This is a genomic window from Silanimonas sp., from assembly GCF_027531545.1.
Lineage (GTDB): Bacteria > Pseudomonadota > Gammaproteobacteria > Xanthomonadales > Xanthomonadaceae > Silanimonas.
The window spans coordinates 1-26,247 of sequence record NZ_JAPZSC010000014.1 but is presented as its reverse complement, the minus strand read 5'-3'; the positions used below and the strand labels follow the sequence as shown (position 1 = coordinate 26,247).

General features: G+C 68.5%; 23 protein-coding genes. 18 read left to right on the top strand and 5 right to left on the bottom strand.

The window, feature by feature from the left end; all coding sequences use genetic code 11:
* Positions 1 to 3 precede the first annotated feature (3 nt).
* The 3 genes from O9280_RS08650 to O9280_RS08640 form a co-directional block, all read right to left on the bottom strand.
* The gene (locus tag O9280_RS08650) at positions 4 to 945 is read right to left on the bottom strand and encodes a hypothetical protein (protein WP_298341214.1); all 942 of its coding nucleotides are present in this window, start codon (positions 943 to 945) and stop codon (positions 4 to 6) included.
* Between the two features lie 334 nt (positions 946 to 1,279).
* Positions 1,280 to 1,531 (bottom strand): AlpA family phage regulatory protein, encoded by a 252-nt coding sequence (locus O9280_RS08645; RefSeq protein WP_298341212.1) that lies wholly within the window; start codon positions 1,529 to 1,531, stop codon positions 1,280 to 1,282.
* A 595-nt stretch (positions 1,532 to 2,126) separates the two neighbouring features.
* Entirely contained in the window at positions 2,127 to 2,897 is a 771-nt protein-coding gene (locus O9280_RS08640; RefSeq protein WP_298341209.1) for a hypothetical protein, read from the bottom strand.
* A 690-nt stretch (positions 2,898 to 3,587) separates the two neighbouring features.
* On the opposite strand from O9280_RS08640, the gene O9280_RS08635 reads away from it, so the two are divergent.
* From O9280_RS08635 to O9280_RS08600, 8 genes are all read left to right on the top strand, one after another.
* Positions 3,588 to 4,226, top strand: coding sequence for a hypothetical protein (locus O9280_RS08635; protein ID WP_298341207.1), 639 nt, complete (start codon positions 3,588 to 3,590; stop codon positions 4,224 to 4,226).
* Positions 4,227 to 4,318: 92 nt separating this feature from the next.
* On the top strand, positions 4,319 to 4,594 hold the full coding sequence (locus O9280_RS08630) for a hypothetical protein (RefSeq protein ID WP_298341205.1): 276 nt from the start codon (positions 4,319 to 4,321) through the stop codon (positions 4,592 to 4,594).
* An 11-nt stretch (positions 4,595 to 4,605) separates the two neighbouring features.
* Positions 4,606 to 4,947, top strand: coding sequence for a hypothetical protein (locus O9280_RS08625; protein ID WP_298341203.1), 342 nt, complete (start codon positions 4,606 to 4,608; stop codon positions 4,945 to 4,947).
* A 108-nt stretch (positions 4,948 to 5,055) separates the two neighbouring features.
* The gene (locus O9280_RS08620; protein ID WP_298341201.1) at positions 5,056 to 6,690 is read left to right on the top strand and encodes a hypothetical protein; all 1,635 of its coding nucleotides are present in this window, start codon (positions 5,056 to 5,058) and stop codon (positions 6,688 to 6,690) included.
* Positions 6,677 to 7,753: a toprim domain-containing protein gene (locus O9280_RS08615; protein WP_298341199.1), complete on the top strand. Its 1,077-nt coding sequence runs from the start codon at positions 6,677 to 6,679 to the stop codon at positions 7,751 to 7,753. Before O9280_RS08620 ends, O9280_RS08615 begins: the two co-directional genes overlap by 14 nt.
* Positions 7,754 to 8,167: 414 nt before the next feature.
* Positions 8,168 to 9,232: a DUF932 domain-containing protein gene (locus tag O9280_RS08610; RefSeq protein ID WP_298341197.1), complete on the top strand. Its 1,065-nt coding sequence runs from the start codon at positions 8,168 to 8,170 to the stop codon at positions 9,230 to 9,232.
* Between the two features lie 352 nt (positions 9,233 to 9,584).
* On the top strand, positions 9,585 to 9,890 hold the full coding sequence (locus tag O9280_RS08605; RefSeq protein ID WP_298341195.1) for a hypothetical protein: 306 nt from the start codon (positions 9,585 to 9,587) through the stop codon (positions 9,888 to 9,890).
* Between the two features lie 24 nt (positions 9,891 to 9,914).
* Positions 9,915 to 10,574, top strand: a complete 660-nt coding sequence (locus tag O9280_RS08600) for a FlhC family transcriptional regulator (protein WP_298341193.1) — start codon at positions 9,915 to 9,917, stop codon at positions 10,572 to 10,574.
* Positions 10,575 to 10,764: 190 nt separating this feature from the next.
* Here O9280_RS08600 and O9280_RS08595 read toward each other — a convergent pair whose 3' ends face one another.
* Positions 10,765 to 11,631 carry an ImmA/IrrE family metallo-endopeptidase gene (locus O9280_RS08595; RefSeq protein WP_298341191.1) on the bottom strand — a complete coding sequence of 289 codons (867 nt, stop codon included), beginning with the start codon at positions 11,629 to 11,631 and terminating at the stop codon, positions 10,765 to 10,767.
* The gene (locus O9280_RS08590) at positions 11,628 to 11,948 is read right to left on the bottom strand and encodes a helix-turn-helix transcriptional regulator (RefSeq protein ID WP_220787535.1); all 321 of its coding nucleotides are present in this window, start codon (positions 11,946 to 11,948) and stop codon (positions 11,628 to 11,630) included. Before O9280_RS08590 ends, O9280_RS08595 begins: the two co-directional genes overlap by 4 nt.
* 177 nt (positions 11,949 to 12,125) lie before the next feature.
* Here O9280_RS08590 and O9280_RS08585 point away from each other — a divergent pair, with 177 nt between their 5' ends.
* The 10 genes from O9280_RS08585 to O9280_RS08540 all read left to right on the top strand — a co-directional run bounded on the left by O9280_RS08585 (position 12,126) and on the right by O9280_RS08540 (position 26,149).
* Positions 12,126 to 13,091, top strand: a complete 966-nt coding sequence (locus O9280_RS08585) for a CBASS oligonucleotide cyclase (RefSeq protein WP_298341188.1) — start codon at positions 12,126 to 12,128, stop codon at positions 13,089 to 13,091.
* Positions 13,092 to 13,099: 8 nt separating this feature from the next.
* Positions 13,100 to 13,618: a hypothetical protein gene (locus O9280_RS08580; protein WP_298341186.1), complete on the top strand. Its 519-nt coding sequence runs from the start codon at positions 13,100 to 13,102 to the stop codon at positions 13,616 to 13,618.
* Positions 13,615 to 14,544 carry an AAA family ATPase gene (locus O9280_RS08575; RefSeq protein WP_298341184.1) on the top strand — a complete coding sequence of 310 codons (930 nt, stop codon included), beginning with the start codon at positions 13,615 to 13,617 and terminating at the stop codon, positions 14,542 to 14,544. The genes O9280_RS08580 and O9280_RS08575 overlap by 4 nt, the downstream gene beginning before the upstream one ends.
* A 24-nt stretch (positions 14,545 to 14,568) precedes the next feature.
* Positions 14,569 to 16,122 (top strand): SAVED domain-containing protein, encoded by a 1,554-nt coding sequence (locus tag O9280_RS08570; RefSeq protein ID WP_298341183.1) that lies wholly within the window; start codon positions 14,569 to 14,571, stop codon positions 16,120 to 16,122.
* A 296-nt stretch (positions 16,123 to 16,418) separates the two neighbouring features.
* Positions 16,419 to 18,137: a MobH family relaxase gene (gene mobH / locus O9280_RS08565; protein ID WP_298341181.1), complete on the top strand. Its 1,719-nt coding sequence runs from the start codon at positions 16,419 to 16,421 to the stop codon at positions 18,135 to 18,137.
* Position 18,138: 1 nt separating this feature from the next.
* Complete coding sequence (traD, locus tag O9280_RS08560) at positions 18,139 to 20,088, top strand: conjugative transfer system coupling protein TraD (protein ID WP_298341179.1); 1,950 nt, start codon at positions 18,139 to 18,141, stop codon at positions 20,086 to 20,088.
* Complete coding sequence (locus O9280_RS08555) at positions 20,085 to 20,708, top strand: DUF4400 domain-containing protein (RefSeq protein ID WP_298341177.1); 624 nt, start codon at positions 20,085 to 20,087, stop codon at positions 20,706 to 20,708. The genes traD and O9280_RS08555 overlap by 4 nt, the downstream gene beginning before the upstream one ends.
* Before the next feature lie 122 nt (positions 20,709 to 20,830).
* Positions 20,831 to 21,052 (top strand): helix-turn-helix transcriptional regulator, encoded by a 222-nt coding sequence (locus O9280_RS08550; RefSeq protein ID WP_298341175.1) that lies wholly within the window; start codon positions 20,831 to 20,833, stop codon positions 21,050 to 21,052.
* Positions 21,049 to 25,314, top strand: coding sequence for a BREX system serine/threonine kinase PglW (gene pglW / locus O9280_RS08545; protein WP_298341173.1), 4,266 nt, complete (start codon positions 21,049 to 21,051; stop codon positions 25,312 to 25,314). Before O9280_RS08550 ends, pglW begins: the two co-directional genes overlap by 4 nt.
* Before the next feature lie 55 nt (positions 25,315 to 25,369).
* Positions 25,370 to 26,149 (top strand): hypothetical protein, encoded by a 780-nt coding sequence (locus tag O9280_RS08540; RefSeq protein WP_298341171.1) that lies wholly within the window; start codon positions 25,370 to 25,372, stop codon positions 26,147 to 26,149.
* The last annotated feature ends 98 nt before the right edge of the window (positions 26,150 to 26,247 follow it).

Here is a 26,247-nt window from a genome sequence, read left to right as displayed (position 1 = left end):
GCGTCATGCCAGCTCCTCGAGCACCTTTGCCAGCTCGGGTCGCGGCCTCGGCAGCTGCTCGCGCACGGCACTTCGATCGGCAATGCCCAGCACCAGACCGACCTGGTCCTCGTCGGCGCCCCGCTCGTACATCCGTGACATCAGGGTCAGCCGTGCGGACTGCGTGCACAGACCGGGTATGTCGGCCTGGCGGAAGATCTTGCGATAGATCTCCAGCAAGGGACGGCAGACGTAGCGGTTCTGGCCCTCGCCGCCATTCGGCGTGATCGGATAGACCTCGCCCTCCGCGCCCAGGAACAGCGGGCCGTGCGGATCCAGGCCGCGCCAGTGCTCGGCGGCGCCAAGACCGTGGCCGGCACGGAGCCGCTCGTCGAGGTAGGCGCCGAGGGCTTCGTCCAGACGCCGGTGGCTGAAGAACAGCGGCCGGTCCCTGCCGTTGATCGCGACATCGGCGCGCACCCTCGACTCTCGCCGCACACTGCCGTCCTCCAGCAGGTAGTCGGCCACCGTCAGGCGCGCGACCTCCAGCGGGCGCAGGCCGGTCGCGAAGGGCAGGTAGTAGAGCGCCAGGTCGTGCAGGGGCCGCGTGGATCGGCTGCGCACGCGGCGCGCCCCGAGGTCGACCTCGTCGAGCTTGAGCACGCGGGCTTCACGTTGGGAGCTCACCTGCGTGGGGTCGAAGTGCTCCAGCGCCTGGAGGATCGCGTCCCGGTGCATGCGCAGGCGCTTGACGAAGGCGGCGCCGCTCTCCTGCAGGCCATCGACGCCCACCGCCTGCGTGAGCTGGACCGCGAGCCCCTTGATGCGCCGGTCGACGGCCGACCGCGACAGACCCCATCGTTGCGCCACGGTCGCGTAGGGATCGCCGTCGATCACCTCGCGCAGCATCTGGATCGTCTGCAATGTCTGCCGGCGATCGCCGGCGGCTTCCGGATCGTCTTCCATTGTTGCTACTCCCTGGACGACGGAACCACCGAAGGACGCGGGCCCGGCGCGGCGCCGTGGTTTCTCCGCGCCAACCGCTTCCTCGATGTCGACGGCATGAACCCGGCACGGCCCGAGCACGTGCATGGCGTTCCAGCGTCTAACGCGCGACCGTGAGACCACCGTGTGACCAGTCGTTTCGCGGCCGATACACGCCAGGCCCTGTCGCGTTTACGGTCACGGCGACGCCTCGGCCCGCCGCGAAGCAGCATCAATGTGCCCGTGCACGCGTGCCGGCGTGTTGCCGAGGCGTTACCGCGTGCAGCACGATGCGTCCGATGCCTTTCCGGGTGTCTCATGACGCAACCCCCTGCTGCTCGATCCAGCGGCGGATGTCCTCAGCGCGCCAGACGGTCACGCGCTCGGACAGCTTCACCGGCTCCGGAAACGTGCGCGCATGCACGCGTCGCCACAGCGTGGACTTGGAGATGGGGACGAAGGACAGCACCTGCGGCTGGCGCAGGAAGCCGGTATCCGGCAGCGCAGCACTGGGCGCTGCGGCCGGGGAATCCGCCGACGGGGTGGCGGGAACAGAAACGCGGGGCATGATCGGCCTCTCATCGGCATGCAGCCGGCAAAGGTCATGACCTGCTCTGCGACGACGGCGCTCGGTCAGGAAACGCGCCAGCCGCCCGGGAACGCTCGACTCCTGGACCACCGCGGGCGTTCCGTTCGCGCGGTGGATGAAGATGCCTTCCGAAGAGGGCCCCTGCCGAGGGCCCTCTTCGGTGTGATTCGATCGCCACCCCCTTGGGGGTGCATGCCGGCCGCCAAGCGGTGCGGGTCCGCGCGTTCGATGCGACGGAGGGCCGAGCCCGGCACCGGGTGCGTTCGGTCGCCGAGCGGGGCAAGGCGGGACCGCCGGAACTGACCGGCATGCCGGAGGCAGCGTGCCGACGTTGGACGAGGCAGGTATCGACTGCGACGCCACCCGATGCGGGTGGAGGCCCCGGGCGATTCGCCCGTTGAACGGGTGATCGGCGCTACGGTGGCGCCGACTTGCCTCTGCGGGCAGCCCATGGCCTGGACACACGGTAGCGTCCGCACCGCTCAAGGGCAACACGCCCGCGCCGATTGCCCGCGCAAGCGTCGGTGGGTGCCGCCGCTTGGGAGAGACATCGGACGGCCTGCAATTCCACCGCCTACTCCGCCACCGCAGCAACCGTCGCCGGCGCAGGCAGCAGCTCCGCGTCGCGGCCCGCTGACGGTGGGGGCTCTGCGGGTCCGTCCGGTGCCCTGGTCGTCGAATCGACGGCTTCGCCGATGGCGGCACCGTGCGCATCGTCAGGGCCTTCAGCATCTTCGGGCGAAGTGGCGCGGGCATCGAGCGCGTTCATGCGCCGCCGCAGGCCCGTCGCAAAGCTGCGCGCACCGTTGGCGATGTCGCGCACCTGGCGCTTGAGGCCCGCACGCTGCGTGTCCACCGCCTGCGCCGAAACAACCTCATGGATCTCCAGCGTCTGCAGCAGCGGCATCAGCTGGTCGAGCTTGACCAGCACCTCCAGGAATCGGCGGCTGATCGACGACAGCACGCGCACGTCCACGTCCAGCGGCACCGTGTCGTAGGACGCCAGGCTGGTGATGCCGTGGGCCTTGAACAGCGCCTCGGCGCCGTCGATGGCCTCGTTCAGGCTGGCGGTGGCGGCATCGATCCTGCCGCGCAGCGCCGTCTCGATCCTGCCGATGTCGTCGTGGTCGAGCCGGGTGCGGGCGATGACCGAGATGAAATGCATGTTCAGCTGCAGGGTGTTGAACATGCGAACGAACATGCGCTTGCCCTCGGCACTGCTGAACCGCGTGGCGATCTTGAGGCTGGCCGCCTCGACGCGACGGAAGTCGACCTTGGCTTCGCGGGCCAGGATGCGGGCGTTGGCGCCGCCCTGGTCCACCTTCACGATCTCGACATTGGCCATGCCCGCGGCTCCTTGTGCTGACAACGGGGTCGATGGCATCTTCCGAACGTGCACGGCCCTTTGCCACGCGAAAGCCCCGGCACCTCGGGGCGCTTTCGCAATCAGTTGCGTGGCGACGGGCATCGGCCCATTGACCGGGCGGAACCGGCGACCTACCTTTGCGCCATGCAGCAGCTGGCCCTGCATCCAGACTCGGCAAGCCTTGGAGATTTCCTGAACTGATCCCCCGCGTGGGTGCACGTGCAGGTCGCACAGGCACCCGTGGGGACGATCGAATCGCGGTGATGCACGCCCACCGATAGGGGACACCCGTTGCGGTGTCGCTCCGTCGGGTGCCCCTGTGCATCGCCGTGCCGAGGACCGCGCAAGCGATCAGGCACGCCGGGGCATTCGCCTCAGGCCGGGCCTTCGAGGCAAGGGCTGCGACCCGGTGCCGAGCGCATCCACACGAGCGCCGCACCGACCGCGCCCTTGCCTCCCGGGCTCGTCCCGTTCTCGCCGATGTCCCCCCGATCGGACGCTGACACCGATCACCGCGCTCGCGCGCGCCACTGAACCCTGTCAGCCCTGGAGTTCCAGGCTCCGCCCGCAAGGCGGCCGGGGCCACATCACCCAACCGTCACCCGCATGGGGGCCCACGCCCCCGCCACGGGGTGCACGTGGTCTCCCTTCCCATCCAAGGAGTCCACGATGCACAGCACCAACGCCTGCCGTCAGGCCGGCGCCCCTGTCGGCTCGCCACACACGGCAAACCTCGACGCAAACCGAGCCCGACTCGGCTCGACGACGACCCCGTTCGTCATCGACGCCTCGTTCGACATCCCGGCCGGCCTGGATCTCCAGGACGATGCCGGCGCAGACAGCGCCGCCAGCGCCACCGGCGCACCGGGCAGCACCTGCGAAGAGTGGGTGGAGGAGTGGAGCGAGGACGACATCGTCCTGCTGCACTGGCGCCTGCTGCAGGAGATCCGGCACCTGGCCGACCCGGTCACGCCGCTGGAGGAGAAGCTCGACACCCTGCGCTGGGTGTTCACCGAACGCGAGAAGGACGGCCTGCCGTTCTCGTTCGTGAACTGCCTGCGCGTGGTCGGCTGCAGCCCGCTGTCGCCGATCCCGTACTGCGGACTCGTCGACGCCGAGGAGGTTCGCGAGCGCATCCGCCATGGGCTGCGGCCCTGGCTCCACGCGACGCTGGCCCGCTACCCCGACTGGGTGCGCGAGGCCGTGGCGACCCACCCCGAATGGGTCGAGGCCCGGCTGACCCGCAATCCCCAGTGGATCAACGAGCAGCTCAAGCAGATGTCCGTGCAGGGCGACCTGTTCGCGTGATCACGCCCACCCCGGGCGCCGTGCCTCGGGCCGCGCCGACCGATCCGGTCAGGCCGCGGCGGCACGCGCCCATCCGTTCGAAGGAACTCACCATGCTCACGTTCAAGGAAGCCCTCTGCCTGCTGGCGATCGTCATCGCCTACGGCATCACCGGGCGCATGGACTACGAAGACGCCCTGCTGATGGAGCAAGTCCGGCCGCAGGTCGGCGCCGACTGCATCCATCCGCTCGAAGGCGACGACACCCTCCCGGAAGGGGGACCCACCGGGCACCCGCCGGTGGTCCGCCCCATCGAGGGCGCCCGTCCGGAGGCGCCCTGCGTCCCGGACGCCGCGTCGGACCAGCCCATGCGGCTGACCCGGCACTGAGGGGAGCCGCCATGCACACCGATGCACGCCTGGTTCCCGGCCGCGTGCGCCTGCTGTCCGTGCAGGCGCCCGAGGACATCGAGTACCTCGTCAAGGAGAGCGAAGTGCTGACCGGTCGGTCCGGCCGCACCTTCGTCATCGCCGGCGCCGACCGGCTCGTCTACCGCCTCCACTGGCAGCCGCTCACCGAGTCCGGTGGCCATGCCGCCGGGCCGGTGGTCGAGCGCCTCGGCCACCACGGCGAGGTCCTGAGTCGCCAGCACCTGCAGCTCTGGGAGTTCCTGGAGCACAGCCTCGTCGAGGCGCAGGCCGCCGGCCAGCTGTTCACCCCTCCGGTCCGCACGACGCCCTGATGGGCACCGATCCGCGCTGACCGGCCCACACACCCCGGCGGGTGCATCCCGCCAGGGGCGCCCCCGCCGGTTCTTCCCCCGATCGGGATGCCCCCGAAGGAGTCAACGATGAAGATCCAAGTCCGAATCAACGAAGAAGGCGCGCTGCGCAACCAGCGCCATGCCTTCAGCAACCGGTTCACCCTGGTGTCCGAGCTGCTGCAGAACGCGCGCCGTGCCGGCGCGCGCCTGATCCGGATCGACCACGATCCGCAGGCACAGATCCTGACCGTGCAGGACGATGGCCATGGCCTGGACGACTTCCAGAAGCTGCTCAGCTTCCACGAGTCGGGCTGGGACGCCGACACCTGCACGCAGGAGCGCCCCTTCGGCGTCGGGTTCTCGAAGTGCCTGTACGCCGCCTCGCGCTGCGTGGTGGCCTCGGGCCGGCGCCGCGTCGACATCGACACCGCGGCCGCACTGGCCAAGGCACTCGTCGAGGTCGAAGAGTGTGTCGAAGGTGACGCGGTGGCAGGTACCCGGGTCGAGCTGCACGGCGTCGACCTGCCGGACCTTGCGCAGCGCGTCGAGGAACTGTGCGCCGGGTTTCCGGTGCCGGTGTGGTTCAACGGCGAGCCGCTCAGGCGCGCCATGGCCGAGGCCCACCTCGCCACCCAGGCCAGCGCCATCGGCGCCGTGCACCTCGCGGGCACGCGCGACGGCCGGTACACCCACGACACCTGGGTTTTCCTGCAGGGTTTCTGCGTGCTGCGGCCGGCCTGGTCCACACGCGAGGACGTGAACGTCGTGCACCTGGACTCGCGCCAGTTCATGGCGCGTCTGCCGGACCGCGACCGCCTGATCGACGAGGACGTGCAGCGCCAGCGCATCGACACCGAGCTGAAGGCCTGCTGGCGGCGCACGCTGGAGATCGCCAAGGCCGAACTGCCGCCGCGCCAATTCATCGACACCTACTACGGCGTCATGCGCGGCTGGGGGCACCTCGACCTGATGAACGACCTCGGCACCCTGCCGGCGGAGCTGTGCAGCCTGGTGTCGGGCTACCCGGTGCAGGTGGAGCACGGCGAGCGCCGCCATCTGACGCCGGTGCCGACCGCGCCCTCGCGCGAGGCCATCGAGTCGGGTGCCGTGCAGCTGGCGGCCCTGGACGACGTGGGGGACGACAACGCGCCGCGCTGGATGATGGCGCGCGCCCGCGGCTGGCTGGTGTTCGACTGGATCGGCGTGCATGCCGACCACTGGGTGATGCGCCACGTCCGCTTCCTCGAGGAAGAGGGTCAGCGCGTGACGCCGGTGGGCGAGAAGCTGCGCACGGCGCTGGAGGGCCGCTGGGTCTGGCCCACGGTCATCCTCTGCGAGAAGGTTCGCCTGCGCGTCGGCGACGACGAGACGCTGGTCAGCGACGCCGGGGTCTGCCACGACGGCAATCTGTACATCCCCGACGGCGAGACGACGGGCGCGCCGGTGGAACAGCTGTCCTCGTTCACCGACGAGCACGACCAGTTCCTCGATGCCGACCGCGACGCCGACCGTGACGCGCTGGCCGATCTGCTGCGCCTGCTGCGGGCGGTGGACCCGGTGCAGACGCTGGACTCGCTGCTGCAGTCCCTGCGGCTGGGCAAGTACCCGCTGCTGCACGGCAAGACCTTCCAGCTGACGGTGGGCGTGGGTCTCGCGCCCGGGCACACCGTCGATCTGGTCGACCACGCAGCGGCAAGCGGAGGAGCCCATGCAGGACGCTGACTACGCGGCCCGCATCGACGCCGTGAAGCAGCGCGCGCATGGCCGCTGGAGCGAGGTGCTGGCTGCGGCCGGCATCGACGAGCGCATCCTCCGGCATCGCAACGGGCCCTGCCCGTCCTGCGGCGGGACCGACCGCTTCCAGTACACCGACAAGTTCGGCGAGGGCAACTACCACTGCCGGCAGTGCGGCCCGGGTGGCGGCTTCAAGCTGCTCCAGGCTGTGCGGGGCGTGGACTTCCATGCCGCCCTGTGCGAGGTGGAACGTTGCCTGGGCATACTGCCGGCGGCGGCCGCCTGCGAAGCCGGTGCCCCAGCGGCATCGGGGGAGCGCATGCGCCGGCTGGTGCAGCGCATCTGGGACGAGGCGCGGCCGGTGGTGGCCGGCGACGAAGTCGACCGCTACCTGCGCGGACGCGGGCTGACCCTGCATCGGCATCCGCCGGTGCTGCGGTTCCACCCGTCGCTCGGCTACTTCGAGAAGGGTGCTGACGGCAAGTCGCGGCAGATCGCGGCCTACCCAGCCATGCTGGCGCTGATCCAGGCGCCGGACGGTCAGGCCGTGACGCTGCACCGGACCTACCTGCGCGACGGCCGAAAGCTCGACGCCGCCGACGCGAAGAAGGTGCTCTCCGCGGGCATCCACGGCGCCGCCGTGCGCCTGTTCGATGCCGGTGCGCAGCTCGCACTGTGCGAAGGCATCGAGACCGCCCTGGCGGTGCACCTGGCCACCGGCAAGCCCGTGTGGGCCGGCATCAGCGCCGGCAACCTGGAGAAGCTCTGGGTGCCGGACACCGTGCGCGAGGTCTGCATCTATGCGGACAACGACGCCGGCGGCGACTTCGCCGGCCAGTGCTTCGCCTACGCGCTCGCGCGGCGGCTGAAGCGGGAGGAGAAGACCACCGGCCCGCGCCAGGTGCGGGTGTTCGTGCCGCGCCATGCGGGCACGGACTGGGCCGATGTGTGGTGCCAGCGTGCCACCGGCCCCTACCAGGGCCGGGGGCAAGCGACCGCATCGTCGTCGGCCGACCGGGCCTCGGGCAACCGGGTGGCCCTCGGTGGCTGAGGCAGAGGTCATGAAGCTTGGGGTGCGGCGAGCCACGGCGGGCCGCACCCGCTTTTTCAGCGGCACTGGACGGGTCGGCGCATGCCCTGCGCCAAGACCTGCCGGTGCCGGCGAAAAGGTCAGGCGCAGTCGGCCATGCGGCCGGCGCCCTCCCCCCGTCGTTTCCCGACTGGTAGCTGCCAGACCAGGTGACGCCCCACGGCGCCACGAAGGCAGCCCTGGAGATCCCGCGCGACCGATGGCGACACCCGTGTCACCGAAGTCGCGCCCATTCCTTGCCGATGCATCGCCAATCCACCCAGGACGCGCTGCATGCGGCGAGTTGTCGTCGTCAACCCACTGCGGGGACCCGTGCCCCGACGTGGGCCGTGCCGTCCCCGCTCCTCACCCACCCCAACCCGATTGGAGAAAGTCATGAAGAGCGGACGTACCCTCGTGAGCCTGGCCCAGGAACTGGAGCGCCAGCTGCACTCGAAGAAGGACCTGATCGTGCCGTCGCAGCTGGTGCATCACAGCACCGGCGACGACGGCCAGACGCACATCATCGTCAACGAAGCCGGCAACCCGGTGCGCTACGGCGTCACGCCGCTGGCGCGCCGCCAGCTGGCCGACAAGCTGAAGATCCCGCACGCGTACTTCGAGCGCATGCGCGAGGAGCAACCGGTGCTGCTGGACCGCAACGTCAACACCTGGCTGCAGAGCGAGGACGACCGGCGCATGCTGCGCACCCTGGACGGCCAGGTGCGCGCGGTGCTGTCGGACCGCTACCGCCGGCTCGACAACTTCGACCTCGCCGAGAGCGTGCTGCCCATCCTGCAGCAGCTGCCCGACGTGCGTTTCGAGTCGGTCGAGCTGACCGAGACGCGCATGTACCTGAAGTGCATCACCTCGCGCCTGACCTACGAGATGGCGCCGGGCGACGTGGTGCAGGCCGGCGTGGTGATCTCGAACTCCGAGGTCGGCCAGGGCACGCTGTCGGTGCAGCCGCTGCTGTACCGGCTGGTCTGCCGCAACGGCCTGATCGCGGCCGACCGGTCGCTGCGCAAGACGCATGTGGGCCGTTCGCTCGGCACCGAGGACGAGGGCCTGCAGGTCTACCAGGACGACACCCTGCGTGCCGACGACAAGGCCTTCTTCCTGAAGGTGCGCGACGTGGTGCAGGCGGCGGTGTCGGAAGCGAGCTTCCGGCAGACGGCGCAGAAGCTGCAGAAGACGCTGAGGATCCCCCTCGTCGGCGACCCGGTGAAGACGGTCGAGGTGCTGGCCCAGCGCTACACACTCAACGACGTCGAGCGCTCGGGCGTGCTGCGGCATCTGATCACCGAGGGCGAGCTCTCGGGCTACGGGCTGGTCAATGCGGTGACGCACTACAGCCAGGAGATCGACGACTACGACCGCGCCACGGAGTTCGAGGCGCTGGGCGGCAAGCTGATCGAGCTTGGCACCGCCGAGTGGAAGGGCCTGGCCGAAGCGATCTGAGCACGGCCTGAGCAGGCAGTCCGGCACGGCGGCGAGCGGGGGCAACCCCGTTCGCCGACCGTGCCGGCGCCGACGTTGCACGGCGCCCCGACAAGGGCGTCGTTCACGCCGCACGTCGACTCATGCGGTCGCGCTCACGCATTCGCCGGAATTCGCCAGGGCTTGCGAGTGGCAATTCGGTAAGCAGATGCACAGGCCCGCGCCGCCCATTGAAGTCGACCTGTCGCCCACCCTATGCTGGCCGCACAGCGCCGGAACCATTCCTTCAGCCACCGCAACACGACCCGCATCCACCGACCAACCCCTCCACCCTGCCCTGCACGGGCTCGTGGTCCCCACGCGAGGACTCACCATGAACCAGGTCCAGCTCTCCGATGTGCAGATCGCCAACCTGACCCTGCTGCTCACCATCCGCGACGGCATCCTCCACGACCGCACGGCCGCGTGCTGCCGCTTCGCGCTCGACGCGACCCAGGCCGAGCGGCTCGGCACCATGAGCGTGCAGCAGCTGATGGCCATCGTGGCCAACCTGGGCGACGCCACGCTCTTCCCGCCGCGCCGCGACCTGGTCAGTCTGCTCGACACACCGCTGCCGCTGGTGCGACCGCTGGCCGCGGTCCACGCCCCCCGCCACGTCACGGCCAGTTCGGCAGCCTGACGCTCAGTTTCCCGGTCGGACGACATGCAGTCGCGGGTCGATCGTCAACTGCGCGCCCTGGCGCTGGCCAAAGCCTGCGCGGCCTGCGGCGCACGTGTGCGCACCATCGGCCATCTGACGGGCCTGCCACCCCGCGAGGCGCTGCGCCTGCTCTTCCCGGACCGCATGGCCGTGCCTCGAGGGCGCTCGCCGGACTCCCCCGAGTGGTACCACGGCGCCAACCTGCTCCACCGCGCCGAGGCCTCGATCGTCGTGGCCCTGTACCGCCGTCTGCGCGACGCCGACTTCCCTGCGGGTGAAGCTCTCGTTGGCGCCTACCGCCACTACGTCGGCATCTGCCAGCCCCCGCACCGCATCAGCTTCGACCGCGCCTTCGATCTGGCCGCGCACACGGACGGCCTGTGGCTCACCGACACGAGAAGCTTCTCGCTCGTCACCTGCCCGACCTGCCACAGCGAGTTCCTGGCGGCCTACGGGTCCGTGGGCCGCTCGAACGACCACTGCCCGTTCTGCAAGCTGGTGCAGCGATATGGGACGGACCCGCGGGTGCAGGGGGCGTTTCCGGTGCAGCCGTTGGCTACGCCGAGCGCGGAGCAGTTGGGGATGCTTGTGCTGCTGCAGCTAGAAGCCGGCCCCTTGAACCAGCACCCTGCTACACCTTTGGCAGGCCAGCATGTGCCGTGAGCCTCGGATCTGAAACCGCCGACGCGCAGCCACTGGCTCGTAGTCGGCGATACAGCATGAGCGGCCATCCGTTACCAAGGGCCGTAAAGGCGGTCTCAGGCACCTTACTGCCGTTCAAACGTCGGCGGGTGCACCCTGCCGTCCCCCACCAATAAGCCGCTAGCGTTGACTCTGAGTCGGCAGCAGGCGATCAGTCCTCTGCGGGATAGGGCGGCCAGAAGCTTGAACCACGCGGAAGGCAGAGCAGCGTCAGCACACTGTCGTACTGATCAGCACTCACCTTCATCTCGCGAAGCTGCACCTGCGACTCGGCGAACCTGAACCAGACGGAAGCCCCGATCGTCGCGCCCGCGCGCTCGTGGCGAACGTCTGCGTCGGCCGCAAGGGAACCGCTGGGCACCTCAATCGTTGACGAGCGCGTCTTGAAGAACGCACCGGCCTTCATCGCCGGATCGCTCGACCATGCCCAGTCAATGAATCCGTCCTTGCTCATGACTAGAACGGCCTTCTCGTCGGTGTAGCTCAGCCATTTGAGGATGGCCGCGGTCAGCGAGACGCCATAGCGCTCGGCGCATCGGCCGAGCACGTCGAGATCAACAGTGCCGACCGCCTGCGCGCGGTAGTCGTCCAGCGGCATTAGCAGATAGGAGGCGAACAGGTCAGCCTGCCCTTCCATGTCGGTTTCGTCCTGGCTCCAATCCAGCATGTCGGCCGGGCTGCACTCGAACGAATCGCGCTTCAGGCGGTGCAGGATGTAGTGCCCGAGCTCGTGGGCCATCGTGAAGCGAATGCGGCCCGGTGACGTGAGCGTCTGGTTGTAGAGCAGGAGCCACCTGGATCGATCGTCATCGGGGAACAGCGCGCCCTCGAACTTCTTGATCGGGGCGGCCTGGACCTCGGTAATCGGGTCCTTCCAGCCGAAGATGTCAGCCGCTCCAAGCGCCAACTGTCGGACGTCGACCGGGAAGCGCTGCAGGCCGTGCGCGTTGCTGAACGTTTCGGCGATTCGCACCAGCCGGGTGGCAGCGCGCTGCGGCGTCCAGACCTCGGGCTTCACGACTTCTTGAACGTGTTGAGGATCTTGCGCAGTTGCTCCTTGGCATCGGCATCCAGCTTCTGGTAGCCGCGGAAGAACGCCTCGTCGAGATGGCGCTCCTCCGGACCACGGGCATCTTCTTCCAGAAAGTAGCTGGTTGACACGCCCAGTGCGTCACCAAGCGCGGTCAGCTTCTCTGCCGACGGCCGCTGGGACTCCCGGTTTTCGAGTTCCCAGAGGTAGCTTTTGCTCAGACCCGCCTGCTCGGCAAGCTTCTCCAGGGTGAGTCCTCGTTCCTTGCGCAGGTCGCGCAACTTCTCGCCAAGGCGCGTGGGCATGGCAAATCTCCTGGGCTACGGGTTGGACTCCGAAGGTACCACGGTTCCGAACTTTTTATTTGACAAGGGCATCAAGTCGTGCAACACTTCGCGTGTTCACGATTCCGAACTTTTTTCCCGGGAACCGCCATATGGGAGTTCCCCGGCCTGTCAACCCACCCCGCCCATCGGAGCCCTATGTCGAGAGCCCACATCGATCACCGCGACATCGTCCGATTCGCGGAGGAAAAGGTCAACCTGCCCAAGGACAAGGCCGACGAGTACCGCGCGCAGGTTCGCCGCCTGCGCGAGAAGCTTGAGGGCTACCTGGGCGAGCACCCCGACTTCGCCCTGCGCAAGATGCTGCTGTCCGGCAGCCTGGCCAAGGGCACTGCGCTGCGCTCGCTCAACGACATCGACGTGGCCGTGTACATCACCGGCTCCGATGCGCCGCACGATCTGCGCGGCCTGCTGGACTACCTCGCCGAGCGGCTGCGCAAGGCGTATCCCAACTTCCGCCCCGACCAAGTCAAGCCCCAGACCTACTCCGTGACAGTGTCCTTCCAGGGCAGCGGACTGGACGTCGACGTGGTGCCGGTGCTGTACGCGGGTGACCCCGAGTGGCGCGGCAACCTCGTCAGCCAAGAAGACGGCTCGTTCCTCGAGACCAGCATCCCGCTGCACCTGGAGTTCACGCGCAAGCGCAAGCGCAAGCAGGAGACGCACTTCGCGCAGGTCGTGCGGCTGGTGAAGTTCTGGGCCCGGCGCATGAAGCAGGAGCGCGACGGCTTCCGCTTCAAGTCCTTCATGATCGAGATGATCCTGGCCAAGCTGTGCGACGACGGCGTCGACTTCTCCGACTACCCCGAGGCGCTGCAGTCGTTCTTCACCTACATCGGGCGCAGCAACCTGCGCGAGCGCATCGTCTTTACGGATCACTACCCCGCGTCCGACGCGGCGAAGGTCAAGGACCCGGTGCAGATCTTCGACCCGATCAACTGCACCAACAATGTGGCGCGGCTGTACACCGAGGCGCAGGCCGAGGCGATCGTCGAGGCCGCGCTCGACGCCGGTGACGCCATCGATGCGGCGCTCGCCGCTCCCACCAAGCAGCTGACCGTCTACTACTGGCAGAAGGTCTTCGGCAGCGCATTCCAGGGTTGAACAAGAACATGAGCACCAGCTACACCACCAGCACCGCCAACACCTTCACGGTGGTGCATGCGCGCGACATGGCGGCCAAGGTGTCGACCGATCTCAAGCGCATGCAGCGCCTGTACGGCCTGCCCTCCGACGCTGATATCGCGGCCTACGAGTCTGAGGTCGTGGAGTTGCTCCGGCGCGGTTACCTCGGCACCGCCTTCTACGGCTTCCGTCGCGACGGCAAGTGGATCGAGCCCACTTTGCGCTACACGGCACACGAGCTTGCGGCCGGGGACGTCAACGATGATCCCGGCCGCGTCCGCCCAGGCCAGGATGTGGCAGGAGCCACCTTCTACAGCTATCTCACCTACAGCAGCGCATGGGATCGCTTGACCCCGGCCGATCAGGCTCAGGTCAAGCAAGCACTGCCTATTCAGCGCGTAGGGGCGGCGCTGCCCGCGGTGCACAACGGCTACTTCGCCGACGACAAAACGTATTCCGCCGGTGGCCGCTCGCTCGCCCGCGCCAGCGTCAGGAGCTACGCATGAGCCAGCCGAACACCAACGCCCTGTTCGAACGCTCGATCACGCTGCCCGACTCGGACGCGCGGGACCGGCTGGCCCGACTGGTCGGCATGGAAGACAAGATCAAACGCCTGACCAACATTCTGAGCGTGTTGATCAACCCCCACGGACTGCAGAAATGGCAGAAGGACCACCACCCCGACGCGCCGCGGCTGATCGATTCGGTCCTGCGCCGCCCGCCCCTGGTGGTCCTGAGCGGCGACGTCGGCTCGGGCAAGACCGAGCTGGCCGAGACCATCGGTGACCCGGTCGCGCGCCAGGAGGACATCGACATCACGCTGCTGCCGATGAGCCTGTCGTCGCGCGGCCAGGGCCGCGTCGGCGAGATGACCCAACTCGTCACGGCCGCCTTCGAGCACGCCTACGCGGAGGCCAGCAAGTTGAAGTCGGCCAAGGGTACGGCACGCGGTGGTGTGATCCTGCTCGTCGACGAGGCCGACGCGCTGGCGCAGTCGCGCGAGACAGAGCAGATGCACCACGAGGACCGTGCGGGCGTGAACGCGTTCATCCGCGGCATCGACCGAATGGCCAGCGGCAGGCTGCCCGCGGCCGTGATCATGTGCACCAACCGGCTGAGCGCCCTGGACCCCGCCGTGCGCCGCCGCGCGGCCGACGTGCTCACCTTCACGCGTCCGACCGATGACCAGCGGCGCGACGTGCTCGAACGCTGGCTCGGTGACGTGGGGCTCAAGAAGGCCGACATCGACGCCCTGGTCGCGGCCACGGGGCCCCAGGCGGGGCGGGCCTACGGGTTCACGTTCTCTGACCTGGCGCAGAGGCTGCTGCCGACCATCATCCTGGACGCATACCCCGCAGGCCCAATCAAGGCCGCGCAGGCGATCGCGCTGGCGCGCAGCATCGAGCCGACGCCACCCTTCAACAATGCGTAGGCTGGCGCCGCCTGGCGATAACCGATGACACAAGCCGTTGCCACCGTCAGAGACGGGCATGCCTACCAAGCGCGACAGTTCTGGTTGAAGGCGCTTCGCCTGCTCGACCCGGCCGGCTCGATCGTGAAGGTCGGGTTCGAGAGTGGCCCCAAGGGATTCGACGACGTCTGGGTCGAATACGCACCCGGCAAGGGCCGCAATGACCACCACGGCGTGCCGCTGCTGCGCGAGCACATGCAGTGCAAGTGGCATGTCGCCAGCGGCGACTTCGGGTACGAGGACCTGACCAGTCCCGACTTTATCAACGCCAGTTCGGTCTCCCTGCTCCAGCGCGCCCTGGATGCCCAGCGCACGCATGCACCGGCCGGTACCGGTTCCCGCTTCCGGCTTGTGACGAACTGGCATCTGCGGCGTGGCGATCCGCTACGCACGATGGTGCACCAGCGCCACGGCTTCCTGCGGCCGGATCGCCTGTTCGATGGCACCGGCGACGGCAGCGCCGCCGGCAAGGTGCGCAAGATCTGGCGTGACCACCTGGGTGTCGACGACGCCCAGCTGCGCACCCTGGCCCGCACGCTGGGGCTCAGCACCGACACGCAGTCACTCCTCGACTTGCGCGACAACCTGGATCTGCTGCTCGAACTGCGCGGCATGCGGCGCGTGCCCGACAACGAGGACACCTGCTGGTACGACGACCTGACCTACCAGTGGTTGGCCGCGGGCCGCATCGAGTTCGACCGCGACTCGTTTCGCGACGCCTGCCAGCAGCAGAAGCTGTTCGAGGCCGCGCCCAGGACGCACGTGGTCTTCGGCGTCAAGTCGTTCGAGCACCCGGTCGACAGCCTGGAAGACCGCTGTGTCGCGGTGCTCGATCTGGTCCACTACTTCAACGACCGCCCGATCAGGAACCAGGCGGACTGGGTGGCCTCGCTCTACCCGGACCTCCGGTCGTTCCTGCTCGCGGCCGCCGGCGCCAACGAGCATCTGCGGCTGATCCTGGACACGCATGCCACGCTGGCGTTCGCGGCAGGCGCAGTACTCAACATTAAGTCGGGCCGCCACGTCGAGTTGGAGCAACGCGTGCTGCATCGCGTGATCTGGCGCGCCGGCGACACGTCGCGCGACCTCACCTGGCCCGGCTGGGACTTCACGCTCGAACAGGTCGCCACGCCGGGCGCCGACGTGGCCGTCGGCGTCTGCCTGACGCACGATGTGGGGCCTGCAGTCATGCGCCATCTAGCGGCCGCGTTGCCCGGCGTCGGCCGCCTTCTTCTCGCCAGCCCCCAAGGCGGTGCCAACAGCCGCGCCGTGATGAGCGGCCAGCATGCCTTCGACTTGGCCGAATCATTGGCGCAGCGCATCAACACCGAGCGACAGCCGGGAGGCCGAGTGCACCTGTTCATTGCGGCGCCCAACGCCTTCACCTTCTTCCTTGGCCAGCGTCAACCGAGCATGGGCTCGGTCACGCTATACGAGTTCGACTTTGAGGAGCAAAACGGCGGCGGCTATGCGCCCTCGATTTCGCTTCCGATCGTGTCTGCCCTGGGGGGTCGTGAGTCAGATCCAGCTTCTTGTTGACGCCGCCCATTTGGAGCTGCTGAAGCCGCTCTTCGTTTGTGCAACTTGAAGGTCGCTTTTTCCGAGTGGGCTGATGCCCGTGGTCGGGCCTCGTCAACCGTCCGCGCCCGGTCAAGGGTCAGTCAGATTGCCCTGCGTGTCCCAGCGCTCTGGTGAAGCAATCGATCGCAGAGTTCGTCCGCTGCCGGAGTGCCCCGCGCTGCTGGCCTCGATAACCCGCGACCAGATCGCTCCTTTCGCCGTTCAAGGCCCACCCTTTGGCGTCAGCATGGCCGCAGCACACGCCTGCACCCGCCATGCAGTCCCCAGCCTCCCTCGCCGCGTTCCCGGCCACCGACCCGGGCTTCGCCGCCCTGCCTGTCCCTGACCTGCTCGCGTCGGCAGAAGACCTCGTCAGCCGCATCCGCCTGTGCTTCGGCCTGTCCCGAGACGCCTTCGACGCCGAGGTGCAGCCGCTGCTTCAGCGCTATGCCAGCTACGTCCACCTGCTGCCGGCCACCGCCGACAACTACTTCAGCTCACCTGCCGGTCTGCTGAACCTGGGGCTGGAGGTCGCGTTCTACAGCCTGCAAGGCACCGACGCGCACATCTTTTCCGGACGGTCGACGATCTCGGCGCGCCGCCAGCTTGAACCGCGCTGGCGCTTGGCCACCTTCATCGGTGGCCTGTATTGCGAACTGCACCGGGTACTCAGCCACCTGATCGTGACCGACGAGGCGGGCGGCGAGTGGCCGCAGTTCCTCGTCCCCCTGGGCGACTGGCTGGCATCGCGCAGTGCCACTCGCTACTTCGTTCGCTGGCGGCCGAACGCCACCGAGTCGCGCGGCCTGGGCGTGTTCGCGCTTCCCTTGGTCGTCCCTAGAGCGACGCTCCAGTACCTGGCGCAGGACAACAGCGTCATCGTCCCGCACCTCCTGTCCAGCATCAGCGGGCAGCCGGTCTACCGTGACCACAATGTCCTCGACGCTCTGGTGCGTCGTTCGCTCGCGCTGGTGATCGATCGGAACCTGCAGGCCAACGCCGATCGCTACGGTGTGCCTCAGTTTGGCTCGCACCTCGAGCGCTACCTGGTCGACGCGATGCGCCGGCTGGCGTCCGGCAGTCCCAGCTGGTTCCCGAATCGGGAGAAATCTCGGGCCTGGCTTGGGCCCGACGGGCTGTTCCTGCTGTGGCCGCAGGCGGCCCACGATGTTCAGGCGCTGCTGGAGGCCGATCAGTTGGCCGGCATCCCCAAGGCGCCTGAGACGATGCTCGATCTGCTGCTGGAGGCCGGAGTCTTCGTGCGGCAGCCGGACGGCGCCTCGACCTGGTTCGTCCTGCCGCCGGAATTGAAGACCGCCGTGGAGGCGGTGAAGCTGGCATCGCCGGCGATCCTGCTGCACGGCGTCGCGCCGCCGGCTGAGCCACTGGCCATCTCGTTGGCCTGCCCACCTGGCGCCACGCGAACCACCCAGAAGCCGCTACCGACTGCACCGGCGCCAGCCCCCGCACCGCCGCCCGGTACCCAGTTCTCATTGCTCGACGCCACCGAGGTCGCCACATCACCGGCAGCTCGCACATCCCCGCCGCCGCCGGTGTCACAGACCCCGGCACCGCCCCCTGCTGTCGTTGCCGACCTGGCAGTCCCGTCGCTGCCCCCTCCGCCCTCCCGGCCGCCGGCCGCGGCGCCGACCTTCAAGCTGAACGCACCCATGCGCCTGAACCCGGCCGTGCGCGATGCCCTCGCGGCCATCGTCGGCACCCTCAACGGGCCGGGCAGCGCAGCAGCCGCCGCACCCATCGCGGCCGGCCTGTTCGTGCCGCTGGCGGAACTGGAACGGCGTGGCGTGCAGCCCGCGCTGGCCGGCCGGGCACTGGCCGATGTTGGCCTGCTGGTGCATGCCAGGCGGGATGGCCCGGCCACCGTCACGGCCGACTTCCGCGGCGAGCCGACCATCGGGCTGGTCGTTGCCCCAGCCTGCATCGATGGTTTCGACCTTGCCGCCTTCGAGCCGGCTGCGCACGAGGAACCCTGACATGCTGATGCGCCGCTATGAGATGCCCTGGCGGCGCGCCTACGAGGTGTACGCCGCCGCCGTCTGGGCTTCCGCCCTGCTCTTCTTCGCCGTCACCGGCGGTCTGGGCCTGCTCCCGCGACAGCTCGCACTCCCGCTCGCCGCGTTCTGCCTGGCGATGGGCGCGCTGCGGCTGGCGCAGGGCGTTCACACCCTGGTGCTGCGCGCCTCGCTCTCCGGCCGCGGCATCCAGGTTCTGAGCACGCAGGCCGTCGCCCGCTGGACGGAGAAGCCTGACGCGGTGTTCCTGGGCTTCGGCTTCGAGTGGCGGCCCGTCCACTCGCAGCGTCTCTACGAGCTGGCCAAGGTCGACTACCGGGAGTTCACCGTGTCGCCACGACTGCTGCAGGTGCTGGGCTACGACGCGCGCCCGCAACCCGATGCCGAGATCGGCCTGCCCTACATCCATGGCGTCGAGCCACGCGAGGTGGCCCTGCACCGGCCGCTGCAGAACTTCGAAGGCGGCACCTTGCTGGTGGGCACCACCCAGTCGGGCAAGGGCGTGGCGCTGGCCAACCTGGTGACGCAGGCCGTGCGTCGCGGCGACGTGGTCATCGTCATCGACCCCAAGAACAGCCGCCGCCTGAAGCGTGTCACCCAGCGCGCCTGCGAGGACTGGCGCGAGCCCGACACCTTCCTCGAGTTCCACCCGGCCTTTCCTGAAGCCGGCGTGCGCCTGGACTTCACCTTCAACTGGCAGAAGCCCACCGAGATCGCCTCGCGGATCCAGTCGATCATGCCGCCGGACACGGCCGGCGCCTTCTCCGCCTTCGGCTGGGACGCCGTGAACGTGGTCGTGCAGGGGCTGGTGGAACTGGAGGAGCGGCCGAACTTGGTCAAGCTCACCAAGTACATCGAGGGCGGTATCGAGCCCGTGCTGGAAGCGACGCTGCGCCGCTTCTACGAGCGGCTGCTCGGCGCCGGCTGGCGCGACCAGCCGGAGATGAAGAAGCTGCTGCACGACGCCCACCGCGGCAACATGAAGCGCCCGTCGGAGGCGGCCAGTGCGGACCTGTTGGCCCTGGTCGCCTTCTACGAGCACCACGTCCCTCAGTCGCAGCGCAACAAGGTGCTCGACGCCCAGGTGCGCACCTTCCGCCACAACCGCGAGCACTACCAGAAGATCACCGCCAACCTGTTGCCGGTGCTCTCGATGCTGACCTCGGGCGACCTCGGCCGCAGCCTGTCGCCCGACCCCTTCGACACCGGCGATGCCAGGCCGATCATGAACTTCGAGAAGATCGAGCGCGCCGGGCATGTGCTGTACATGTGCCTGGATTCCCTGCCCGACCCGTCGGTCGCCACCGCCATCGGCGCACTGGCCCTGGCCGACCTGGCCGCCCGTGCGGGCATGCGCTACAACCTGGGCGGCTACCGGCGCATCTCGCTCTTCGTTGACGAGGTGTCGAACGTCATCAACCAGCCGCTGATCGAGATCCTAAACAAGGGCGCCGAGGGTGGCATCTTCACCACCTGCGCGATGCAGACGCTGGCCGACCTGGCCAAGCGCCTGGGCAGCGAAGACGCGGCGCGCATGGCGCTGGGCAACCTGAACAACCTGATCGCGCTGCGATCCAAGGACCGGCCGACGCAGGACTTCGTGGTCGAGACCTTCGGCAAGACCGCAATCCACTCGGTGCGCGTGGGCCTGAGCAGCGGCGCCGATGCACACCTGGGCGACTTCTCGTCGAGCTACTCGACGCAGCTCACCGAAAGCTTCGAGGAGATGGTGCCGGCCGACGTGCTGGGCAAGCTGCCCAACCTGCAGTACTTCGCCTCGGTGTCGGGCGGGCGGATCATCAAGGGGCGGTTTCCGATCCTCGACCCGGATGCGGATGAGCCGAGACCAGCACGGGCTGCGCCACCGAAGGCGATCCGGACTCCAGCTGCGATGACGGGGCAAACGTCTTGATCCGCATCGTCAGCATCGCCGCGCTGCTTTGTCTGCTGGTGCTGGTGCTCTACCTGCCATCGGCGCATCCGCCAGAGCGGTTCCTGGCGCAGATTCGAAGCGAGCACCAGGCGATGGAAGCGCTTTGGGGCGAGGCGCCCGCGCTGCGGATCCTCGACCGAGCGCTGGGCTTGCAGGGTGCGGCACGGGAGGCCACGCCTGTGCCCTCGACCGCCGGTGCGTCGGCGGCGAGCGGCGTGGACAGCGCCGTGGCGCGGGAGATGGCTTCCGTCAACCAGCGGCTGTTCGGGAACAGCTACTTTCGTGCGATCGATGCACTCGTGCTGCTGGCCGCCTTCAGGCTGTCGGCGATGCTGGAGTGGTTGCCTTGGACGGCTGTCTTCGCCGCTGCGGCCATCGGTGATGGCGCGATCGCCCGCGCGCTCAAGGCCCGCGAGTTTCGCCAGCACGATCCCGAGCGGTTCGCCCTGTTCGCCTCCGCGGCCATCGTCTGCGCGTGCGGCGCGCTGGTCGGCTTGGTCGTTCCCTTGACACCGCATCCCCTGTTGATGCCACTGGTGCCGGCGGCCATCGCGGTCTTCGTCGGGCGCTCTGTGGCGCACTTCCACCAACGCGCATAGCGGTCCGCGGCGCGCAGACAGGCCAGCCAGCCCGCTAGCAATTCCCGACCCCTCCAGCCCCGGATTGTGCGCTACGTCACGCTTTGCTATTCTGCGCATCACCCCGACACCCATGGGTCGCCATGATCCGCTGCCATCTCTCGTCCCTGATGGGCCGAGACAAGCTCAACATCTCCGACGTGGCCCGCGCCACCGGGCTCAACCGCAGCACGATCACGGCGCTGTACCGCGAGACCGCGACCCGCGTTGAGCTGCCAGCCATCGAGCAGCTCTGCGCGCTGTTCAAGTGCTCCGTCGGCGAGCTTCTGGAAGTGGTGCCCGACACCGACAAGGGCACCTTATGACGCTGAGCCAAGCGCGCTGGCATGTCATCGCCGAGAGCAACTTCGCGTGGGAGCGCGAGGCGCTGGAGTGGCTCCGCAGCCATCTTCCTGACCGCGACCCATGGCATGTTTGGACCAATTTCGAGTTCATCGATGACGAGGGCAAGGTCAGCGAAGTCGATGCCCTGGTCCTCAGCCCAGCCGGACTGTTTCTGGTCGAGATCAAGAGCCGCCCTGGCGTGCTGACCGGCGACGCTCACAGCTGGACCTGGACGACCGACGGCCGAAGCAGCACCTACGACAACCCGCTGATCCTGGCGAACCGCAAGGCAAAGCGCCTGGCCAGCCTGTTGAAGCGTCAGCCGGCCATCACCAAGGCCAAGATCCGCCTACCCTTCGTCGAGCCGGCCATCTTCCTGTCGTCCAGCAGCCTGGCCTGCAGGCTCGAAGGCATCGCCAAGAGCGCCACGTTCCAGCACGGTCGACCGGGCTCGGTCGATGACGACGGCATCGTGGGTGCCTTGGCCAACGGCATTGCCAACCGCGGCGCAACCGCCGTCGATGCCCAGCAGGCACGCGCCATCGCGCGTGGGCTCAACGAGGCTGGCATTCGCCCGTCCAACAAGCACCGCCAGGTGGGCGACTACAAGCTCGGCAAGCTGCTCGCCGAAGGTGAAGGCTTCCAGGATTGGGAAGCGCAGCACGTGTCGATCGAGACCGTCCATCGCCGCGTGCGCATCTACACCGTGGCCACCGCCTCCAGCCCCGAGGCGAGAGCAACACGCGTGCGCCAGGCCCGGCGCGAGTTCGAGGTGCTCGAAGGCATCGACCACCCGGGCGTGTTGAAGGTTAAGGACTACAAAGAAACCGAGCTGGGCCCGGCGCTCGTCTTCGACCACGACCCCAAGGCCATCCGTCTCGACCACCTGCTGCGTGACCACGGAACGCGGCTCACCATCACCCAGCGCCTGCAGCTCGTGCGCGACATCGCCGAGACGCTGAAGTACGCCCACTCCAAGCGCCTGTATCACCGCGCCCTGGGCCCGCAGAGCATCCTCGTTCACAGCATCGAGAGCGGCAGCTTTCAGCTGCGGCTGATGAACTGGCAGACAGCGTCGCGCAACGTGGGCGACTCCGCATCGCCCGACACCGTCCACCGCACCACCGGCACCCGACATGTCGAGGATTACGTTGAGGACCCGGGCCTGGTCTACCTGGCGCCCGAGACCACACGGGCCGATCCTGCACACGGACCCAGCCTGGACGTGTTCTCGCTGGGCTGCATCGCGTACCACGTCTTCAGCGGCCAACCGCCGGCCGAGTCGGTGCTCAACCTGCAAGAGAAACTGCGCGTCGGTCAGGGCCTGAACCTGTCTGACGTGTTGGACGGCTGCGGCGCGCATCAGCAGGAGCTGGTTCACGTGGCCACGTGCCCCGAGGTTCTGGCCCGCTACGACACCATCCGCGGCTTCCTCGATGAACTGGATGCGGTTGAAGACGAACTCACCACGCCCGACCCGGAGGCCACAGTCGACCCCAGCGTCGCCCGCGAGCGCGACCGCCTGGAAGGCGGCTTCACCGTCATCAAGCGCATGGGTCGGGGCTCGTCCAGCGACGCCCTGCTGGTGCGCGAGGACGGCAGCGACGAGGAAATGATCCTCAAGGTTGCGCTGGACGTGGCGCACAACGACCGCCTGGTCGCCGAAGGCGAGGTGCTGGCCAAGCTGCACCACCACAACATCGTGGCCCACCGCCGCACGCTCAGCGTGGCCGGGCGCACCGCCTTGCTGCTGAAGACGGCCGGCGACAAGACGCTGGCCGAGACGCTCAAGGAGGTGCGTGAGCAAGGTCGCCTGTCACTGGACATGCTGCAACGCTTTGGCGAAGAGCTGATCGAGGCCGTGAACCACCTCGAAGCCGAAGGCGTGGCCCACCGCGACATCAAGCCAGAGAACATCGGCATCACCCGCAACCGTACTGGCAAGCTGCAGCTCGTGCTGTTCGACTTCTCGCTGTGCCGCACGCCCGCGGAGAACATCACCGCCGGCACGCACCCTTACCTGGACCCGTTCCTGTCGCTGCGCAAGCCACCGCGCTGGGACCTGTACGCCGAACGTTTCGCCGTCGCTGTCACGCTCTACGAAATGGCGGTCGGCCAGCCCCCAGTGTGGGGCGACGGCCAGACCTCGCCTGCGATGCTGGACGTGGAGGCCACCATCGAAAGCGATGTGTTCGACCCCGTCACGCGCGAAGGCTTCACGGCCTTCTTTGCCAAGGCACTGAGGCGCGACTACAGCCAGCGTTTCGACAACGCCGAAGACATGCTACGCGCGTGGCGCGCCATCTTCGCTGCTCGCCAGACCGTGCACCCCGGTGACGCTGCCGGTGAAGGCGACGCGGCTCGTGCGTTGGAGCGCATCGCGCTCACAGCCACGCCGCACTCGACGATGGCCGAGCTGGGTTACAGCCTGGACGCCCAGGACGTCCTGGAGCGCATGGGCATCCACAACGCCCGCGAACTGCTGGCCGTCGATCGCATCCGCTTCCGCTACCTGCGCGGCGTGGGCGACAAGATCCGCAAGGAGATCCGTCTCACGGCCAAAGAGCTGGCCCGGCGCCGGCCAGATCTCACGCAAGGTCGCAACACCGCACACGATGCCGACGATGACGGACCGGCCGCCGTCAGCATCAACGAGCTGGCCGCGCAGTTGTTGCCCCGTCGGCCCGCCGGTGACGACCGACCCGAGGAAGCAGCCCTGGCCCACTTCCTGGGCCTGGACGATGCGGTCCCGCCGGGAAGCTGGCCCACCCTGGGCGACGCTGCACAAGCCTGCGAGGTAGACCGCGCCGTCCTCACCACCGCGCTCATTAAGGCCCGCGAGCGCTGGCTGCGCAACACCGCGTTCACCGAGCTGCGGCAGCAGATCGAAGCCCTGCTTCGCAGTCAGGGCCAGGTGATGAGCGTCCATGAGGCGGCCCTCGCCCTGCTCTCCCTGCGCGGCTGCGCCGAGCAGGACGATGCCGAGCGCCTGCGCCAGGCCAGCGCCGTGCTCCGTGCCGCCATCGAAGCGGAGTCGCACTTGGATCAACCCCGCTTCGAGGCCTTCAACCACGCGCCGGTCACCCTCGTCGCCACCGCAGCAGCTTGGGCTGACTACGCCCGCCAGTTGGGCGCAGCGGCCGACGCCTGCGCGTTGGCAGACCCTCTGCTGCCCCCCGCCCGGGTGCTGGAAACACTGGAAGGCATCTCGCCTCCAGGAGCCACCAGCGCGACCGGCGGAACACCCACGCCACCCCTGCCGCCCACCCGCCTGCTGCGCCTGGCAGCCTCTGCCTCGCGCAAGGGTACGCTGTCCAGTCGGCAGGAGATCTACCCGCGCGGCATGTCGGCGCTGCAGGCGCTGAAGGCCTCCATCAACGCACTGGTGGGCGCCACGCTCAGCCCTTCGGCCCTGCAGGCCCGTGTGCGCGGTCGCTACCCGGAGGCGACCCCGCTGCCTGGACGCCCCGAGCTTGACCACCTGCTGGAAGAGGCGAGTGCGCCGCTGCATTGGGACCCCACCGCGGCTGACGGATCTGGCTCCTACCGCTCGGCCACGCTGGGCAGCGTGGCCACGGCAGGCACCACCACGCAGTTCTCGCGTCAGGGCACGATGCTCAGCACCGGTGCCGGGCCCGATGGCACTGTCGCCGGTGCCGCTGCCGCGGAAGACCGTCTGCAACGCAGCCTGCGCCAGGGGGGCCTGCTCGTCCTGACCGTGGAGCCGCGCTTAGCCCGCCGGGCAGAGACCGAGCTCCTGCATCGCTTCCATGAGCAGCAGCAGAGCGCCGCACACAAGCTGCAGCGCCTCAGCATCGATGCCCTGCTGCTCGCTGAGCTGAAGGCACAAGCGACGGCAGCCCGCGTGGACTGGAACGTGGTGCTCCGCGCCGACGCTGCCGACAAGGGCAGCCGCGACTGGACGAATCTGATGCGCCTGGTGCAGCGCGCGCTGCCCACCCTGCGCACCGCACTGCTGCAAAGCACCGCACCAGTGTTGATGGTCAATGCCGGGCTGCTGGCCCGCTATGACCTGATGGCTTTCATCACGGAGATCGAGGCCGCAGCCGGCCGCCCAGGGCAGACCCCCTGCGTCTGGCTGCTGCTGCCCAACGCCCACCAAGGTCTGCCGGTGATCGACGGCGTGGCCGTTCCGCTGGTCAACAACATTCACAACACGCAGACCATCGTCTTGCCGCAGGCATGGATCGAGAACCAGCACCGCGCGGGTGTGAGCGCCTGACCCGGCTGCACCGGCCAGTGAGCGCAGAAAACAAGAACCCAGGGAAGCACAACACGTGATCGATGCCAAACAACTGCTCGTCGACCTGACGCGCCAGCTCAAGGGCTTGGAGGCAGACCTGCGGCGGCGCATCGCCGAGCAGCCGGACCTGGACAGCAGCCTGCGTGACGAGTGGAAAGCCGCGCTCGACGCTAAGCGTTGCGCCGAAACGTTCGAGACCTGGGCCGACCAGGTCATCACCCAGGCCGGCGTGCACTGGCTGCTGAGCTGCGTGTTCCTGCGATTCATCGAGGACAACCAGCTCGTCGACCGCCCCTGGCTGGCCGGCACGCCCGACTCAGGCCGGCTGGCCCTAGCCCGCGACCGGCACGAGGCCTACTTCCGCGCCCATCCGCTGGAGAGCGACCGCGACTACCTGCTGGCTGCGTTTCGCGAAGCGGGCACGCTGCCCGGCCTGCGCACCTTCTTCGACGAAACGCACAACCCCGTCTTCCGCCTCGGCATCAGCGGTGACGCGGCCATGGCGCTGCGGCAGTTCTGGCAGCAGGTGGACACCGACACCGGCCTGCTGCTGCGCGACTTCACCGACCCGGCCTGGAACACGCGCTTCCTGGGCGACCTGTACCAAGACCTGAGCGAAGCCACCCGCAAGCGCTTCGCGCTGCTGCAGACCCCCGAGTTCGTCGAGGAGTTCATCCTCGACCGCACGCTCACACCGGCCATCCGCACCTTCGGGTTCCGAGAGGCGCGGATGATCGACCCCACGTGCGGCTCGGGCCACTTCCTACTTGGAGCCTCTCCTGAATTTCGAGTGGGTGGATTCGGTGGTGTTTGAGCTGGCAGCCGGGGTCAAGGGCGGGCGCAGCCCGGCGAAGCGCACCCTTGACGCCGGATGCCAGCCGGTACGCTGGCTGTCATGGCCGATGCGGCATG